Below are 16,525 nucleotides of genomic sequence, written 5' to 3' on the forward strand. Positions count from 1 at the left end.
ATGAAGATACGCCGTGTCGGTTCCACCGACCTCAAGGTCTCCGAAGTCGGTTTCGGCTGCGGCGGCAATGCCGGACTGATGATCAGGGGCGACGCCGCCGAACAGCGGCGCATCATCGCCCACGCGCTGGAAAGCGGCATCACCTATTTCGACAATGCACCCGACTATGGCGACGGCCTGGCGGAGACCAATCTCGGACGGGCGCTGAAGGAACTCGGGGCTTCGCCGGTCATCAACACCAAGGTGGAAATCCGCGCCGAAAACCTCGACGACATCGCGGACCATATCGTGCGCTCGGTGGAGGAGAGCCTTCGCCGCCTGCAGGTCGACAGCGTCGATATCGTGCAGATTCACAACGGCCCGGTGGCCGCACCGCCCCTGTTGGAAGGCCTCTACTACGCCACGCTCTGGCTTGAGGATTTCCTGCGGCCCGGCGGCGTGCTGGATGGCGTGCGCCGCCTTCTGGAGGGCGGAAAGGCGCGCCACTCCGGCTTCATCTGCCGCGGCAATGATGCAGCCGAGGTGGACACACTCCTCCAGACCGGCCTCTTCCATCTCGTAAATACGCCCTACACGCTGCTCAATCCGACGGCTGGCCGCTTCAAGACCGCGGGCATGACGGGCAACGACTACGGCAACGTCGTCGGCGCGGCCGCCGCCGCCGGCGCCGGCATCGCCGTCTTCAGCCCGCTTGCCGGCGGCCTGCTGACGGATACGCTGCTCTCCGGCCAGCAGACCCATCCGCTCGCCCGGCAGAAGGATCACGCCCAACTGGAGGCGAAGGGCGACCTCGCCCGCGCGCGCCGGTTCCAGGGCGTCGCCCAAAAGAGCGGCACCAGCCTCGCCGAACTCGCCTATCGCTTCATCCTGAGCGATCCGGGCGTCAGCACGCTCATCGGCGGGTTTTCCGATGCCGAACAGATCGATGCGGCCGTCGCCGCCGCATCGGCCGGACCACTCGATGTTGTCCAGTTCGAGTCCATTGAAAAAATCTGGTCGGCGGCCTAATGGCTGAAGTCCTTCCTGCTCGCTCAAGTGATTCCGCCTCCGTGCGCACGGATGACAATCCCAGCGTCAGTCTGTCGACCCTGTTCCTGGCCTGCCTCAAGCTCGGCCTGCTGAGTTTCGGCGGCGGGCTTTCCGGCTGGGTCTACCAGGATTTCGTCGTGCGCCGCCGCTGGATAAGCGACGAGGATTTCGCCAGCAGTTTCGCCATGGGGCAGATGCTCCCAGGCGGCAATGTCGCCAATCTCGTCGTCTGCCTCGGCGAACAATTGCGCGGCCCGCTGGGTGCGGCGACCGCGGTTTTCGGCCTGCTGGTCGGCCCGTTCTTCGCGGTCATCGCCATGGCGTCGCTGATCGGCAGCATTCCTCAGACCCAGTGGCTCGATATCGCGCTCGGCGGTGCTGCCGCGACCGCGATCGGATTCCTGATCAATCTGTGCTGGCGCGGCGTGCGGCGGGAAAGCGGCAGTCCGGCCATGCTCGGCATCATCGCGGCCGTCGTCATCGGCGTCGGCGTGCTCAAGCTTCACCTCCTGCTCGTCACGCTCTTCGTCGCGCCGATCAGCATCGCGATTGCCTGGCGGCGGGGGAACAAGGATGCGTGACGATCACCTCGTCGGATTGCTGGCCGTCTTCGTGCCCTTCTCGCTGATTTCGATCGGCGGCGGCATCAGCGTGCTGTCGGGCATCCAGCACGAGATCGTCGCGGTGCGCGGCTGGCTGACCGCGCAGGATTTCGTCCAACTCTTCGCCATTTCCCGCGCCTCGCCCGGCCCCGGCACCATGATCGCGACTTTGATCGGCTGGCAGATATCCGGCTGGCTCGGCGCCGTGGTAGCGACGCTCGCCTTCTTCCTGCCCTCCTCGCTGCTCTGCTACGGCGTCTTCCGCCTGTCGAACGCCCACCGCGAAAAAGCCTGGCACCGCGCCGTCCGCCAGGGCCTCGCCCCCGTCGGCACCGGCCTCGTCATCAGCTCCGTCATCGCCATCCTGCAACTCTCCGACGGCGGCCCCCTGACCCTCCTCCTCGCCGCCCTCTCCGCCATCGTCGTCGTCGTGGCCCCCCGCGTGCCGGTTCCGCTGTACCTGCTCTGCGGCGCAGGGCTCGCCGTGCTTTACCACACGGCGATGCCCTAGAACGCTCCGTCGCGACCGCGCCCTCAATCACCGCCTCGGCGCCAATAGGGGACGCAGAGGGAGGGGATGCCTCGGAGCATTGGGCGGAAGGGCATGACGGCGGTGTGTTCTCCGGCGATCCAGATGAAGCGGTCCGGCAAGGTTTTGAATACGGCGACTTCGGAGGAGAGCTTTTGCAGGAAGTCCGCGGCTTGTGGCGCTGCATGGCGGTAGAACCAATGCACTTCGACATCCTGTGGAGTATCGAGGGTGATCCTGTCCTCGGGGGTTTGGATTTCGAGGAGGATGCGGCCGCGGGCGTGCCTCGGCATGATTTCGGCAATGCGGGCGATGGCCGGCAGGGCGGTTTCGTCTCCGGCAAGCAAGTAGTGGCGAGCCGGCTTGATGCCCAGACCGCAGGGGCCGGAGACGCCGCAGGCCGTGCCGGGTTCTGCCCGGCGTGCAAAGTTGGAACCGGGGCCGTCGTCATGGAGCACGAAATCGATGTCGAGCCAGCCGGCATCGGCGTCGATGCTGCGGATGGTGTAATAGCGCGTCTGGATTTCGGGATCGGGATCCGTCGAGGCCGGCAGGTGCAGGCGGACGTGCAGGTTTTCCTTCGTCGCAAAATGGTGCAGGTCGCGGCCGATGAAGCGAAGGCGCTGCATGGAGGGTGTCAGGCGGCGGGATGCCTGGACCGTGACGAGGCGGAACCCGCGCGGCTTTCGTTCCGTCATAGGCGTCTCCCGATCAGAAGCAGCAGGAAGGGGCCTCCGACCACGGTCGCCAGCAGGCCGGCCGGGATCTGGTAGGGGAAGATGATGTTGCGGCCGAGCCATTCGGCGCCAAGCAGGATGGCGCCGCCGACCAGTGCCGAGGCGAGCAGATGGGCGGCCGGCCTCTGGAACCCGGCCAGGCGGGCGAGATGCGGCCCCATCAGCCCGGCGAAGCTGAGCGGTCCGACCAGGATGGTCGCCGCCGCGGTCAGGACTGCCGAGAGGAGCAGAAGAATGGCGGTCGCGCTGCGGAGCGACACGCCCTGGGAGAGTGCCACGGTTTCGCCGAGCGGCAGAATCTCCAGCCATCGCCGTAGGAGCGCTCCGACAGCCAGTCCCGCGCCCAGGATGGCGACCGCGGCGATCGCTTCCTGCTTGCGCACCGCATAGGTCGAGCCCGACATCCAGGCAAGGAGCTGTTCGAGCCGCGGGTCCTGCGCGGCCATCAGCACGGCCATGACAAAGCCCGAAATCGAGCTCAGCGTCACGCCGATCAGCAGCAGGCGATCGCCCTGGAAGTCGCCCTTACGGGCAAGCGCCATGATGAAGGCGAGCGTGATGCCGGCGCCGACGGCACCCGCCGAGATCTGCAATTCGCGCGATGCGGACGTTGCCGACAGCGTCGCGGCGATGACGCCGAGCATGGCGCCGGAGGAGACGCCCAGCACCTCCGGCGAGCCGAGCGGGTTGCCGGTCATGCGTTGCAGGATCGCGCCGGCAAGGGCGAGCATGGCGCCGCCGGCGATGGCCGCGACGGAGCGGATCGTGCGCATCGAATACAGGCCCTCGGGCGCCGCCATGACATGCCAGCCGGAGGGGCCGCGGCCGGCGAAGACGGAGAGGAAAAGGGCGACGCCGAGCGCGACGGCGGCCACGGCGATGACGGTCCAGGGCCGCATCAGCCGTCGGGCTCCCGTCATCCCGGTCATCGCGGGCGGGGAGAGCGATTTCAGCCGGCGCACCAGCACGAGCAGCAGCGGCGCGCCCATCAGGGCGGTGACGGCGCCGGTCGGGAAGATACGGTAGGTCACCGGCAGGGCCTGGACGCATTGGTCGGTGGCGGTCAGCACCAGCGCGCCGAAGACGGCCGACCAGACCATCTCGCGGCCGGGGCTGCGGGCTCCGCTTGCGCGCGCCAGCGCCGGCACGGCAAGGCCGATGAAGCTGATGACGCCGACAGCGGCCGTGACGACCGCGATGATCACCGCGGCGACGAGCAGCGAGAGGAGACGGAAGGCCTCGATGTTCAGGCCGAGGCTTCTGGCATTGCTGTCGTCGAGGGCGAGCAGCGCAAGCGGCCGCTGGATCAGCGCGGCCACCGCGATTGCCACGAGAAGACGCGGCGCGAGGAACAGCACGCCGGACCAATCCTGCTGGTCGAGATAACCGGCGCCCCAGAGATAGATGCCCGTCAGGAAATCGTGGTTGAACAGCATGAGCACGGCACTTGCGGCGCCGCAGTACAGGCTGACGATCATGCCCGAAAGCGTGACGGTTGCGGGCGACAGGCCCTTTCGCCAGGAAAGCCCCAGGATGGCCGCGAGCGCGAGTGCTGCACCGGCAAGCGCCACCCATTCCGCGGCGTTGCTGGCGGCGAGCGGGAACCACAGGGTTGCGATCGTCAGGGTGAGATAGGACCCCGCAGAGACGCCGAGCGTCGCGGGCTCGGCGAGCGGATTGCGCAGCACCCTTTGCAGGATCGAGCCGGCTACGCCGAGCGCAGCACCCGCCATCAGCGCCACCACGATGCGCGGCAGCAGCGTATAGTGCAGCAGGATTTCCTCGGTCGCGTCGGCCTGCGGCGACACCACCGCCCAGATCGACACGTTGCCGGGCAATACGGACAGGATATTGCCGCCGATCATGACGAGGCCGAACAGCGAAAGACCGCACAGCATGACCGGGAGCATGGGATTTCGCGTCACGCCCATGCGTCAGCCTTCCGCAGCGAGCGCCATGGAGGCAAGGCGTGCAAAACGGATTGCGGAGGGCAGCCCGCCGTAGAAGAGCACATCGGGGATGCGCGCGACGCGGCCACTCCGGATGAACGGCAGGCTTGCGACGACCGGGGATGCCAGCAGTTTTTCCAGGGCAAGCGTGCTTGAATCGCCGACGCAAAGCAGGCGGGCATCCTTCTGCTGCGCCAGGCGGTCGGCCGTCACGGTCGTGTGCCCGTAGGCCGAGGTGAAACCTGTCCAGGCATTGACGATGCCGAACCGGTCGAGGACGCTCTGGAACAGACCGTTCCTGCCAAAGAGCAGCAGGCGGCGGCCGTCGATGACGGTGGCGACGAAGACGGGCCGGCCGTCATAATGCCGCAGGCGTTTTCGCGCCTCCTCCAGTTCCCGATCGAAGCCCTGCCGAAACAGGCGGTATGCGTCAACGCGCCCGAGACGTTGCGCCAGCCCCTGCAAGGCGCCGTCGCCCTTCACCACCGGATCGGTCCCGTCGAAACCATCGGCGGAAAACATCACGACGGGTGCTGCCGCCTCGATGCGCTCGCGCAGGCTCGTCAGGTCGTCGCCCATCAGCACGAGATCGGGCGCGAGTTGCAGCACGAGCTCCAGGTTCGGCTCGGAGCGCAGGCCGAGGTCAAGCGTTGCCGGCGGCAGGGCCGGATCGACGACCAGGGCCGCATAAAGCGCCCGCTCCGGCAGGGCCAGAGGGGCCACGCCGAGTGCCAGGAGGTTCAGCGCGCTCGGCCAATCGAGCGCCACGATCCGCTCCGGCCCGGCCGCCCGCGCGGGCGCACCGAGCCCAGCGAAAGCGAACGCGCCGAGCAGCGCCCGGCGCGACAGCGCCGATCCCGGTGCCACGATCAGAACTGCTTCTGAATGGAGAAGGCCACCGTGCGCGGCGCACCGAGATAGTTGCTGGTCTGCCAATAGCCCTTGTTCGCCACATTGGTCACGGCAAGGCGCACGGTCAGCGGATCGCCGAACTGCGTGGTCGTGTAGCGAAGGCCGAGATCGAAGGTCGTGAACGACGGCAGGCGGTCGGTATTGGCGTCATCCGCCCATTGTTTGCCGGTATGCTGCACGCCGGCCGTCAGGAAGAACCCTTCGACCGAGGGCAATTCGTATTCCGCATAGACCTTGGCAAGAACCGCGGCGACATTCGTCGGGTCGTTGCCTGCGAACTCGCCGCCCTTCACCTCGGTGTCCAGCAGCGTGAGGCCGCCGAGTACCGTCAGGTTGTCCGTGACATTGCCGGTCGCGGTGAACTCGATGCCGCGATGGTTCTGGCGACCGTCCTGCGTGTAGACATTGTCGCCATTGGTGAACTCATAGGCCTTCTCGATGTCGAACAGCGCCGCCGTCAGCAGCACGTCGCCGACCTCCGCCTTGATGCCCAACTCCTTCTGCGTGCTCACCATAGGCGCCATGATCGCGCCGGAATTCGTCGTGCCGTCCGGCGCCACACCGCCCTGTTCCAGGCCCTCGATATAGCTGCCATAGATCGAGATGGAGGGCGTGGCCTTGAAGATCAGCGACACGGAGGGCGACAGGCGTCCCTCGTCATAGACGGGCGAGGAAAGGCCGCCCTCGCTGTCATAGCCGGAGGCGTAGATCTTGCTGTAGCTGGCGCCCACCAGCGCGCTCCAGCGCTCGTTGAAGTCGATCTGGTCGCCCAGCACGAAGCTCTCGTTCTTCACGCGACCGGCATAATAGAAATCGGTGTCGTCCCTGGGGAAGAGCGGCCGCGGCAGGTGGGTCGGCGTCGTCAGCGGAAACGGGCCGATCCAGCCCGTATTGGGATTGTACGACGTGCTCCAGGACCTGTCGGAAAACATCTGGTAGCCAACCGTCACCTTGTGGCTGATCGATCCGGTATCGAAGACGAAGTCGCCGAAGAGCTGCGCGGCGTCGAACTCGTTTTTCGTGCGGCCGGAATGGATGCCGATCTGGGTATATTCGCCCGGCACCTCCACCGAGTTCATGATGTGGTCCTGCACGGGACGATCGACGAATTCCTTCGAATAGGCGCCGCGGATGGTGATCGCGTCGTTGACCTCATAGGTCGCCTTGAGCTGGACCTTCTTCTTCTCGAACTCGTCGCGAATCCATTTCTGCCCCCAGTTCTTCTCCGGATCGGGAACCACGTCGTGGGGAATGGCGAAATACCAGTAGGTCGATGGGTTTTCGGTCTTGTACCTGCCGTAGGAGGCGTTCAGCTCCAGCTTGAGCTGGTCCGTCACCTGCCAGTCGAAGGCGCCGCTGATCAGGCCGCGATTGATGTTTTGGTCGTCGATGGCGGTATCGCCCGCCTGCTTGACGACGTTGATGCGGTAGCCGAACAGCCCCTCCGCATCGATCGGGCCGCCGAAATCGCCGTGCACGTAACCCTGCTCGCCGCCGTAGCTGCCGAGCGTGATGCTGTTGTAGCGCTCGTCCGTCGGCCGCTTGCTGACATAGTTGATCATGCCGCCCGGCGCGGAGGCGCCGTAGAGAAAGCCGGACAGCCCGTTGAGGATCTCGATGCGCTCCACGTCCTCCAGCGAGGTCGCGTGGCTGTAGGAGCGCCGCAACCCGTCCTGGGCGGAATCATAGGTCGTGAAGCCGCGGATATTGACCATGGGCGACCAGCCGCTGATCTGCGGCGTGGAGGTGCGCGTCGAGGGGTTGAGCCGGAAGACATCGTCCGGCGACTGCGCCTGGATGTTCTGCAAAAGCTCGCGCGGCATGACGCTGACGGCAAAGGGCGTGTCCTTCAGGGAAAGCCCGTCGAGCAGGCCGAGGCCGGAGATCATCTCGGCCTTGTAGCCGGCGGACGCCAGGCCGTCGTTCTGCAGGATCGTGGTCGCGTCGCCATCGACGACGACGCGCTCCAGCGTCGTTGCCGTGTTCGTCACGGCACCGACCTCGGTCGTGTCCATCTGCGGATCGGAGATCGCGATCGTCGAGCCGTAGGGATAGGCATAGACCAGTCCCGAGCCTTGGAGGATCTTGTCCAGGGCGACTTTGCGGGTCATCGCGCCGGAGGCGCCCTGCGTGCGCTTGCGGGCGGCGACCGAGGGAATATAGGTCACCTGCACGCCCGCCTGCCGGCTGAACGCCGCAAGGGCGCTGCTGAGCGGGCCTGCCTCCACCGAGTAGGATTTCACGGCATCGTCCTCGGCGCGAAGCCCCGGGGCGAAGGCGGCCGAGAGGCACGCACCCGCCAGAAGCGTTGCCAGAAGGCCCTTCCCCGTTGAATTTCCAATGCTCTTGCGAACGTCCCGTCTCATGCGTCTACCCCAGGCATATGTCCAACCACGCCGCGTCAAAACCCGGCCTCATCGTTGAAACGAAGTTGGTGCGCGGGTTTTCGGTGATTTTTCGAAAATTCTTCAGACCGAGGAAATGATCGTCAGATAGGGGGAAATCTGGCGGACCTTGCCGCCATAGGGATGCACGACGGCGCGCAGTGCGGCGATCGGATTGCTGAGGTCGAAGGCGCCGCTGATGCTCGCCCGGCCGAGCGCCGGATTGGCGAGGATGGTGCGCCCCGGCTGCCAGCGGGCGATCTTGGCGACGACGGCGCCGATCGGTTCGTTGTCGGCAAACATCAGGCCCTGGCGCCAGGCGGCGATCTGCGCCTTGTCGCGCGCGCCCCGGACGATCGCGCGGCCCTCGCCGCCGAGCCTTGCCCATTCGCCATCGAGAAGCGCGACGACCTCGCCATTCTCGACGCCCGCGAAGCGCACGTCCATACGGCCCTGGTCCACGCCGACATTGACAAAATCGTCGTCGATGCTGATGTCGAAGGACGGCCCTGCGCCGGTAGAAAGCACAGGCCCCGATCCGACCTCGAAGGACCGCGCCGCATCCTCGGCGATCTCGAAATAGCCCATGCCGCGCAGGAGGTCCGCACGACGCACCCTTTCGGTGGCATGGAAGGCGATGGCGCTTTCCGGGCCGAGCGTCACCGCACTGCCATCCGAAAGCACGACGCGGCGGATTTCCGCCGTGCTCGTCAGGTAGTCGGCCTTCGCCTGGACGATGAGTTCAGGTCCGGCGGTCGCTGCCGCCGTTGCGACGACAAGCCCGCCGACGATGAGTTTCCGGCGCGACAGACGTGCCGGTCCCTGCTCCGCCTTGCGCTGGCCATCGAGCACCTTGCCGGTCATGCCGAAGATCTCGCCGGCCTCCTGCCAGGCCAGTTCATGCTCGGGGCTGCGCAGCCGCCAGCCCTGCGCCAGCTCGATGGCCACGGGGTTGTTCGGTTCGTTCTGCAGCCGGATCATGTGATCGACGGCTTCGTCGAACAACCTGTCCCTGTCTGTCGCTGGTCCGGTCATGGTGATCCCATGGATATGGCGTCGCGGTAGCGCTACCCTGAATGGTGTAACGCAGCAACCGCTGTCAATTTCGCTGAAAGCGTTCAGATTTCCTTGAGCCGGTCGCGCACATGCCGGTAGGCATCGCGGATCAAAGACCAGGTCTGCGTGGTGGAAAGGCCGACCAGCGGGCCGATTTCGGCAATCGACAGCCCATCGAGCCTGTGCAGCTCGAAGGCCTTTCGCGTGCGCTCGGGAAGTTCGGCAAGCGCCCTTGCCGAGGCCAGCAGCCGCTGCTTGTCGTAGAGCGCCTTTTCGGCAGAGGGCCGCGGGTCGGCCACCGCTTCGGCGATGTCCTCCCCGATCGAAAGGAATGGGGCCGAGCGCGCCCGTCGCTCGAAATCCGTCGCCAGATTGCGCGAGACCTGGAACAGGTAGGCCCGCGGATTGTCATCGACGCCCCGCGGGGACGCCGTCATCGCCCGCAGGAACGTATCCTGCGTCAGGTCGGCCGCGTTGTCCTCCGACAGCCCCCGACGGCGCAGCGACCGTTTCAATTCCTGCGCATGGCGCTTGAAAAGATTATGAATATCCCATGCCATTCAAGGCTGGCCCCCAGCGGCAAGCGTCTTAACTTGCGTTCGATACTCATGTTTAAGACGATCAACATCATCTTTCAACCACCATATCGCGCGCAAAACCGTTGGAAAGTCAGCCCTTCACATCCACTCGTAGGATTTTTCCGCGCGCCACGGCCGCTCGATTACGAAAGCCGAGGGATCGCCGGCCTGCGAGACATATTGCAACGCATCCGCCTCGTCGTTGAAGGCGACGAACACCATCAGCGTCGAGCGCGTGACCGGTTGGCCCTTCTTGCGATAGGAGAAATTGACGGCGCAGTGGGGATATTGCGTATCCGCCTCCACGCGAGCGCCCGCTTCACCGGTCAGGGCGACGAACTCGCCGAGGGCGAAAAACCGGTCGATCGCGGCAAAGGCCGTGGCCTGGGAAATCTGCTGGTTGGCACCGGTGGCGCCGGAGCGGCCGTAGTAGAGGCTGTCCGTCTGACCCTTCCGCCGTCGCGTCTCGTAGACGACGAGATTGCCTGCCGCGGCCAACTCGAAACGGGCGGTATAGGTCTGAAATCGTTCAGGATATCGATCCAGCTCCGCAAAGAGGCCTTTCAACTCTGCAATGTAGTCTGCGTATAATGCGACGGTCATGGCGCCTCACCCGTGCTGTCTCGTTCAAAGTGCGGCCTGCCCTAGCATGTGGCAGCCGGGGGCGACACTGGTTTCCGTGCCGAAGCCGCCGCCGATCAATGCCGTGCAATCACAACCTTTCGACGAAGTGAAACATTCGAGGAACGAATGGTTGACGCGGCGGCGCAGGCAGGATACAAGGGCGCATCGAATTTGCTTGCTGAGCTTTGGTTATCGCGCGCCTAACGCCGCGCCCTGAACGAACTTCCTTTCAAAATCGCTATCATCATCCGCGGCGCCCTGGCGTAGCGGTCTCTCAATGTTGCTATGAAAGGGTTCATCATGACCACTGGCACAGTTAAATGGTTCAATTCCACCAAGGGCTTCGGCTTCATTCAGCCTGACAACGGCGATGCGGACGCATTCGTTCACATCTCCGCCGTCGAGCGTGCAGGCATGCGCGAACTCGTCGAAGGCCAGAAGGTTGCCTTCGACCTGGAGCGCGACAAGAAGTCTGGCAAGATGTCGGCCTGCAATCTCCAGGCTGCCTAAGCGGTTTGTGCTTCCCTTTGACCACGGATGTACTGGCACTGCCGGAAGCACGGTAACCATGCGAGGCCAGGCGATTTGCCTGGCCTTTTTAATTTCCGCTCGTTCACGAGCCCAGGATCGGACATCTCATGACCGAAAAATTCAGCCCATCGCGCCAGAAGGCGGAGGCTGCGTTCAGCAATCTCCAGACGCCGTTCTTCGCGAAAGCCGAGGCAGCCGAAGAGCTTGCCTCCCTCACCCAGTCGCGCGAGGCCAAGACCTTGCGGCTTCGCGAAGCCCGCCTTGCCAAGGAACTGAAGGACCGCGTCTCGGCGACGTCCGCCCTTCTCGCCAAGCGCGCGGCCGCGAAATGACCCTTTCGGCAACCCTCACAGTCAGGACACGAATTTGAAAAACGCCAGAGACAACCAGCTTACCGACCGCCGCAGTGCGGCCGCAGAGGCGAAAGCCGCTCAACTGGAGGCCTTCCGGGCCGCCCGCGCTGCATCCGAACCCGCCCAGGCCGCACGCCAGGCGGAACGCGCCGCCATCTCCGCAGCCCGCGAAGAGCGCCGCCTTGAGCGCGACCGCATCAAGCAGGAAGAACAGGCCCGCATCGCAAGCGAAGCCGCCGAGCGCGAAGCCGCTGCCCAGGCCGAGGCGAGAGCCGAGACGGAAGCGCGTGAAATCGCTGAAAAGGCCCGGGTCGCACGCGTCATAGAAGACGAAGCGGCGCGCAAGGCCGAACGCGACCTGCGTTATGCCGCCCGCAAAGCCAGACGCGGATAAATCCTGGTGCGCCTCCATGCGCATCAAGGACGAATGGACGTGCTAAATCGCCTTGCCGAGCGAGTGTAAGGCGAGCACCGCTCGACATCCTCCCGGTAAGGATGGCACAACCCAATCGGCCCAGAAAAGGAATCAATCATGGCAACCACGCCGCGCAGACACGTGAATCCGAAAGACGCCGCAGAGGCACTGTTCAAGCCGATCAAGAAGGTCGCAGCCCCTGCGGTCGAACGGCCTGCCATTCCCAACACCAAGGAACTCGTTTCGCTGAAGATCGACGCCGATGTGCTGGCGCATTTTCAGGCCGACGGACCCGGCTGGCAGGATCGCATGAACGACACCCTGCGCGCCGCCATGAAGCAGGCGACCGGCAGCTAAATCCGAGGCCGGTCACCGTCCGTCATTCAATACCCGGCCTCTTTCTGGTGCCGGAAGGCCAGCACGTAGACCGCATCGTCGGCCGGTTCGTGGCGATAGAGCGCGACATAGCCGGAATCGCCGAAGGCGATCACCAGTTCGCGCAGTTCCGGCAGATCGGGGAACGGGCGGCCGATATCCGGCCTTGCTTCCAACAGCAGGAATTGCCGCTCGATGGCCTGGCCGGCGCGCCTCGCCGCTTCCGGCGCTTTTACGGCCAGGAACTGGCGGCAGCGCTCAAGGCCCTGCGCGGCCCCTTCCGTAACGATCAGTCGTGGCACTCGGGCACGGCCTTTTCGTCCTCAGTGCCCCATGTGTTCAGCCAGGTGCGGGCCTCCGCGCCGCTCAGGTGCCGGCCAGTTTCCTGATAGGCCGCCCAGGAGGACAAAGCTTCCTGCTTGAAGCTCTCGCGCGCTTCCTCGCGCTCGACATATTGCTGGATCGCTTCCAGCATGATCCAGTGCGGCGAACGGCGGCGCTGGCTGGCAAGCTGCTGCACGCGGCTTTTCAGTCCATCATCGATCTTCAGGGATGTCGCCATGGCTGCACCTCTTATCACAGGGTAATACCTCGTGATACTATACCCCCTTGCCTCTCTCCTGTCGACTCGTGCTCCGGACCCAGAGAGGCGTTTACGAGAAGGTGCGGCCGCCGTTGACGGTCAGGCGCTGTCCGGTGATGAAGCGTGCGCGATCCGACGCCAGGAACGCCACCGCGTGGGCAATGTCTTCCGGCGAACCAAAACGCTTCATCGGGACCTGGTCGAGATAACGCTGCTTTCGTTCCGTTGTCATCCCGGCGTGTCGCTCGACAGGAATCCAGCCGGGAGACACCATGTTGACGGTAATGTTCTGGTCCGCCAGTTCCCGCGACGCCTCGATCTCCGCCACGCCACCCGCGTTGCAGGCGAGCGTCGTGTAGCCGCGCAGGCGCGCCGCGTCGTCGCAGGCTCTGACCAGCTCGGTGAAATAGGGGTTGAGGATATCGGGAACGATGATGCCGATGACATGGGACTTGCGCATGACCAGCGAACGGGCAAGCGAGTTCGGCGTGTAGTTGAGCTCGCGGGCGAGCGCCCAAACGCGCTGGCGGGTTTCTTCGCCGATGAACGAATCTTTCCGGTTGAGGACCTTGGAGACGGTCGCCGTGGAGACGCCGGCACGCCTGGCAATGTCCTTGATCGTGACTGTCACAAACCCTCGCCGCTGCTCACCCTTGGCATCCACGTCGTTCTACCAGCGTCGTCCCGAAGCGTCCACCGGCGTCTCCGCCATGCAGCAGGAGCATGCCTACACTGCAAGCATATGCATTTTATCCGGGCATAGGATTGCTTATGTAATGGGCAACACAAAAGGAGTTGATCATGAACGTTTTCGCAAAGCTCAAGAAGTACAACGCTGAACGCCGCGCCGTGCGCGAACTGGGTGCCCTCGACGACCGCGCCCTCCAGGACCTCGGCATCTCGCGTTCGAACATCCGTTCCGCCGTTGCCGGCCTCCTGGTCCTCGGCTGATACGACGCCCGGGAAGCCGGGCGCGGGCCGATGGCCTCTGAAAAAATTCAAGTAAAAGGGCGACTGTTCCGACAGCCGCCCTTTTTGTTTTCAGGAACCGGCTGTGGCCGCAAGCAGACCGGCCAGCGGCGACGGTTCCGGCGAGAAGGCGTCATAGGCGCAGGGTGCTGCGAAGATGACGGCCGCCAGCATCAAGACGAGGATGCGTTTCATCGAAACCTCTACCGTCCCGGCCCGTCAGACGAGCGCCAGCACGACGTCGATATTGCCGCGCGTCGCCTTCGAATAGGGGCAGGTCTGGTGGGCTTCGTCGATCAGGGCGCGCGCGACGTCCGGCTCGATGCCCGGCAGGCTGACGTTCAGGCGGGCCTGAAGGAAATAGGCGTCGCCCGCCGTGCCGAGGTCGACTTCGGCATCGATGGCGGTTTCGGCCGGCAGGCGGATCTTGCGTTTGCCGGCGGCAAGACCGAGCGCGCCGATGAAGCAAGCGGACCAGCCAGCGGCAAAAAGCTGCTCGGGATTGGTGCCGGGCTTGCCGCTGCCCGGAGGCGAGAGGCGCACGTCGAGCTGCGTATCGCCGCTGCGGGCCGCGCCGTCGCGCCCGCCGGTGGTGTGGGTCCTGCCGGTGTAGAGAACCTTTTCGATCTTGGTCATGAGGAAACTCCTTCGTTCTGTCGCACGCTGCGACGTTGTTGACGAACGTGGTTTTGACGGATCGACGTATCCGGCATGTTTCCGGAAAAGACGGAAATGTATCAGAGCGTAGCGGCCGGCCGCCGCGCTACCTTTTCATACAAATGCCCGGTCAAGCCGGGCATTTTTCAGGGCAGCGAGACTTCCGCCGCGAGCCCGCCGCCGGGGCGATTGTAGAGCCGCACCGCGCCGCCGAGCGACACGGCGAGTTGCTGGGCGATGGCGAGGCCGAGGCCCGAGCCGCCCGTCTCGCGGTTGCGCGATTGCTCCAGCCGGAAGAACGGCTGCATGGCCGCCTCCAGCTTGTCCTCCGGTATGCCCGGCCCCTGGTCGAAAACGGTGATGACCGTGGCACCGTCCCTGCCCCGCTCCACGCCGATCTCGGCGCTGCCGCCGAACTTCAGCGCGTTATCGACGAAATTGGTAAGGATGCGCCGCAGCGCATGCGGCTTGGTGGCGACCGTGCCGGAGACCGTGCCCAGCACCGCGACCGCCTTGCCCATGTCCTGGTAGTCATAGGCGATGCTGTCGATGAAGGAGGACAGGTCGATGCGCGAGGGTTTCTCGCCATTGCCGTGTGCGCTGCGGGCATAGGCGATGCCGTCCTGCACCAGCCGCTCGATCTCGCCAAGATCACGCACCAGCTTGTCCCGCTCGGGCGTGTCGTCGGCCATGTCGGCGCGCAGCCGCATGCGGGTGATCGGCGTCTGGAGGTCGTGCGAGATCGCCGCGAGGATCTGCACGCGCTCCTCCAGATAATGCGCGATGCGGCCGCGCATGGCATTGAAGGCGCTCGCCGCATGGGCGACTTCGCTCGGCCCCGTCTCGCCGAGCGGCAGGCCTGGCCGGTTGGGATCGAGCGCATCGGCGGCAGCGGCCAGCGTTTCCAGCGGCCGCACCGCCTGGCGAACGGCATACCACGCGCAGAGCACGAGCAGCGCCATCTGCACGACGAAGACATAGGGCAGCCAGTCCGCCAAGGGCATGATGCCGCGCGGCGTGATGTCGATCGTCAGCGGGTTGCCGTCGCTGAGCGTCAGGTGCGCCTGCAAGCGCATCACATCACCCGGAATGGCCTCGACCCGCAGCGGAAAACGATGGCCGACCGCCTCCTCGATGCGGGCGGCGATCTCGGCGCTGCGGAGCGAGGTATCGGGCACGCCGGGCAGGCCTTCGCCCAAAACGAAGCGGTAATTGCCGCGGCTGAGGCGATCGACGAGGCCGGCGCGGTCGCCTGCCGGCAGGCGGTCGAGCACGGCGATCGAAGTGGCCACGTCGTTTTCCAGTGTGCCGAGCATCACCGCCTTCGCCGACATGTAGCGCTCCAGGTAGAGCACGGTGAAGGAGAGGCCGTAGGCAAGCACCAGCCCGACGAAGAGGATGAGGAAGATCCGGGCGCGCAGCGTGCTCGGCCAGGGCAGCGCGGCATTCATGACCGCGGTTCCGAGATCTCGACCGGCACGGAAAACACGTAGCCTTCGCTGCGCACGGTCTTGATATAGGTGGGTTCGCGCGCCTCGTCGCCGAGCCGCTGGCGCAGCCGGCTGACCAGGAGATCAATAGAGCGGTCGAACAGATCCGCGTCGCGGCCCTGCGTCAGGTTCAGGAGCTGGTCGCGGTTGAGCACGCGTTGCGGATGGTCGATGAAGACGCGCAGCAGGCGGTATTCGGCGCCACTCAGCGCAATCGCCGTGCCTTCCTTGTCGAGAAGATGCCGGGCGACGGTATCGAGCCGCCAGTCGCCGAAGGTCAGCAGCTGGCCTGCCTCGCTGATCTGGAGGTTGGGCGGCAGCATGCGCGCGCGCCGCAGCACCGCCTTGATGCGGGCGAGCATTTCGCGCGCCGCGAAGGGTTTCGCCAGATAGTCGTCGGCGCCCATTTCGAGGCCGATGATGCGGTCCATCTCGTCGCTGCGCGCCGTCAGCATCAGGATCGGCGTCGCCTTGTGTTTCCCGGCCCGTAACTCCCGGCACAGCACGAGCCCGTCATCGCCGGGCATCATCACGTCGAGCACGATGAGATCGACGGTGTTCGCCTCCAGGAAGGCCCGCATCTGCCGGCCATCGGCGGCGATGCTCGCCCGCAGCCCGTTTTTCGTCAGGTAGGAGGACAGCAGCTCGCGGATTTCACGGTCGTCGTCGACGATCAGGATATGGTCGATATGCTCCATGGACGGACTCTCGAAAGCGCTCATGGCGGCCCATCTGCCGCCACCCTGTTCTAG

Annotated in this window: 22 protein-coding genes; 8 read left to right on the forward strand and 14 right to left on the reverse strand. The window is 65.2% G+C overall.

All coding sequences use genetic code 11. From position 1 onward, the window contains the following. From AC1Q6Z_RS08985 to AC1Q6Z_RS08995, 3 genes are read left to right on the forward strand one after another with little or no spacing between them, the layout of a single operon-like run. The gene (locus AC1Q6Z_RS08985; protein WP_492647519.1) at positions 1-1,008 is read left to right on the forward strand and encodes an aldo/keto reductase; all 1,008 of its coding nucleotides are present in this window, start codon (positions 1-3) and stop codon (positions 1,006-1,008) included. Then, entirely contained in the window at positions 1,008-1,610 is a 603-nt protein-coding gene (locus AC1Q6Z_RS08990; protein WP_492647520.1) for a chromate transporter, read from the forward strand. The genes AC1Q6Z_RS08985 and AC1Q6Z_RS08990 overlap by 1 nt, the downstream gene beginning before the upstream one ends. Continuing rightward, complete coding sequence (locus AC1Q6Z_RS08995) at positions 1,603-2,142, forward strand: chromate transporter (protein ID WP_492647521.1); 540 nt, start codon at positions 1,603-1,605, stop codon at positions 2,140-2,142. The genes AC1Q6Z_RS08990 and AC1Q6Z_RS08995 overlap by 8 nt, the downstream gene beginning before the upstream one ends. Before the next feature lie 23 nt (positions 2,143-2,165). Here the strand turns inward: AC1Q6Z_RS08995 and AC1Q6Z_RS09000 are convergent, their stop codons facing one another. The 7 genes from AC1Q6Z_RS09000 to AC1Q6Z_RS09030 all read right to left on the reverse strand — a co-directional run bounded on the left by AC1Q6Z_RS09000 (position 2,166) and on the right by AC1Q6Z_RS09030 (position 10,379). Further along, entirely contained in the window at positions 2,166-2,858 is a 693-nt protein-coding gene (locus AC1Q6Z_RS09000; RefSeq protein WP_492647522.1) for a siderophore-interacting protein, read from the reverse strand. Next, the gene (gene fhuB / locus AC1Q6Z_RS09005) at positions 2,855-4,828 is read right to left on the reverse strand and encodes a Fe(3+)-hydroxamate ABC transporter permease FhuB (protein ID WP_492647523.1); all 1,974 of its coding nucleotides are present in this window, start codon (positions 4,826-4,828) and stop codon (positions 2,855-2,857) included. Before fhuB ends, AC1Q6Z_RS09000 begins: the two co-directional genes overlap by 4 nt. A 3-nt stretch (positions 4,829-4,831) precedes the next feature. Next, positions 4,832-5,713 (reverse strand): ABC transporter substrate-binding protein, encoded by an 882-nt coding sequence (locus AC1Q6Z_RS09010; protein ID WP_492647524.1) that lies wholly within the window; start codon positions 5,711-5,713, stop codon positions 4,832-4,834. 2 nt (positions 5,714-5,715) lie between these two features. Next, positions 5,716-8,124: a TonB-dependent receptor gene (locus AC1Q6Z_RS09015; protein WP_492647525.1), complete on the reverse strand. Its 2,409-nt coding sequence runs from the start codon at positions 8,122-8,124 to the stop codon at positions 5,716-5,718. 102 nt (positions 8,125-8,226) lie between these two features. Next, positions 8,227-9,177, reverse strand: a complete 951-nt coding sequence (locus AC1Q6Z_RS09020; RefSeq protein WP_492647526.1) for a FecR family protein — start codon at positions 9,175-9,177, stop codon at positions 8,227-8,229. An 83-nt stretch (positions 9,178-9,260) separates the two neighbouring features. Further along, positions 9,261-9,758, reverse strand: coding sequence for an RNA polymerase sigma factor (locus AC1Q6Z_RS09025; RefSeq protein ID WP_492647527.1), 498 nt, complete (start codon positions 9,756-9,758; stop codon positions 9,261-9,263). 117 nt (positions 9,759-9,875) lie between these two features. Further along, positions 9,876-10,379, reverse strand: a complete 504-nt coding sequence (locus AC1Q6Z_RS09030) for a hypothetical protein (RefSeq protein ID WP_492647528.1) — start codon at positions 10,377-10,379, stop codon at positions 9,876-9,878. Between the two features lie 321 nt (positions 10,380-10,700). Between AC1Q6Z_RS09030 and AC1Q6Z_RS09035 the strand changes: the two genes are divergently transcribed. From AC1Q6Z_RS09035 to AC1Q6Z_RS09050, 4 genes are all read left to right on the forward strand, one after another. Continuing rightward, positions 10,701-10,910 (forward strand): cold-shock protein, encoded by a 210-nt coding sequence (locus AC1Q6Z_RS09035; RefSeq protein WP_256114797.1) that lies wholly within the window; start codon positions 10,701-10,703, stop codon positions 10,908-10,910. Between the two features lie 128 nt (positions 10,911-11,038). Next, positions 11,039-11,263, forward strand: coding sequence for a hypothetical protein (locus tag AC1Q6Z_RS09040; protein WP_492647529.1), 225 nt, complete (start codon positions 11,039-11,041; stop codon positions 11,261-11,263). Positions 11,264-11,297: 34 nt separating this feature from the next. Then, positions 11,298-11,678 (forward strand): DUF6481 family protein, encoded by a 381-nt coding sequence (locus tag AC1Q6Z_RS09045; protein ID WP_256114800.1) that lies wholly within the window; start codon positions 11,298-11,300, stop codon positions 11,676-11,678. Positions 11,679-11,816: 138 nt separating this feature from the next. Continuing rightward, entirely contained in the window at positions 11,817-12,056 is a 240-nt protein-coding gene (locus AC1Q6Z_RS09050) for a BrnA antitoxin family protein (protein WP_435264728.1), read from the forward strand. A gap of 26 nt (positions 12,057-12,082) precedes the next feature. Here the strand turns inward: AC1Q6Z_RS09050 and AC1Q6Z_RS09055 are convergent, their stop codons facing one another. The 3 genes from AC1Q6Z_RS09055 to AC1Q6Z_RS09065 form a co-directional block, all read right to left on the reverse strand. After that, a complete protein-coding gene (locus tag AC1Q6Z_RS09055; RefSeq protein ID WP_492647530.1) occupies positions 12,083-12,376 on the reverse strand; it encodes a type II toxin-antitoxin system RelE/ParE family toxin in 294 nt (97 codons plus the stop codon). Continuing rightward, entirely contained in the window at positions 12,364-12,636 is a 273-nt protein-coding gene (locus tag AC1Q6Z_RS09060; RefSeq protein ID WP_439622591.1) for a CopG family ribbon-helix-helix protein, read from the reverse strand. The genes AC1Q6Z_RS09055 and AC1Q6Z_RS09060 overlap by 13 nt, the downstream gene beginning before the upstream one ends. A 91-nt stretch (positions 12,637-12,727) precedes the next feature. Continuing rightward, positions 12,728-13,288, reverse strand: coding sequence for an SDR family oxidoreductase (locus AC1Q6Z_RS09065; RefSeq protein WP_256114804.1), 561 nt, complete (start codon positions 13,286-13,288; stop codon positions 12,728-12,730). 170 nt (positions 13,289-13,458) lie between these two features. Here AC1Q6Z_RS09065 and AC1Q6Z_RS09070 point away from each other — a divergent pair, with 170 nt between their 5' ends. Beyond that, a complete protein-coding gene (locus tag AC1Q6Z_RS09070; protein WP_256114806.1) occupies positions 13,459-13,608 on the forward strand; it encodes a DUF1127 domain-containing protein in 150 nt (49 codons plus the stop codon). A gap of 90 nt (positions 13,609-13,698) precedes the next feature. Here the strand turns inward: AC1Q6Z_RS09070 and AC1Q6Z_RS09075 are convergent, their stop codons facing one another. The 4 genes from AC1Q6Z_RS09075 to AC1Q6Z_RS09090 form a co-directional block, all read right to left on the reverse strand. Next, complete coding sequence (locus tag AC1Q6Z_RS09075; RefSeq protein ID WP_256114807.1) at positions 13,699-13,821, reverse strand: hypothetical protein; 123 nt, start codon at positions 13,819-13,821, stop codon at positions 13,699-13,701. A 24-nt stretch (positions 13,822-13,845) separates the two neighbouring features. Next, positions 13,846-14,262, reverse strand: coding sequence for an organic hydroperoxide resistance protein (locus tag AC1Q6Z_RS09080; protein WP_492647531.1), 417 nt, complete (start codon positions 14,260-14,262; stop codon positions 13,846-13,848). A 167-nt stretch (positions 14,263-14,429) separates the two neighbouring features. Then, on the reverse strand, positions 14,430-15,734 hold the full coding sequence (locus AC1Q6Z_RS09085; protein ID WP_492647532.1) for an ATP-binding protein: 1,305 nt from the start codon (positions 15,732-15,734) through the stop codon (positions 14,430-14,432). Then, complete coding sequence (locus AC1Q6Z_RS09090; RefSeq protein ID WP_492647847.1) at positions 15,731-16,471, reverse strand: response regulator; 741 nt, start codon at positions 16,469-16,471, stop codon at positions 15,731-15,733. The genes AC1Q6Z_RS09085 and AC1Q6Z_RS09090 overlap by 4 nt, the downstream gene beginning before the upstream one ends. Between the last annotated feature and the right edge of the window lie 54 nt (positions 16,472-16,525).

It is taken from the genome of Shinella sp. GW835-FHT14H05 (genome assembly GCF_058793575.1).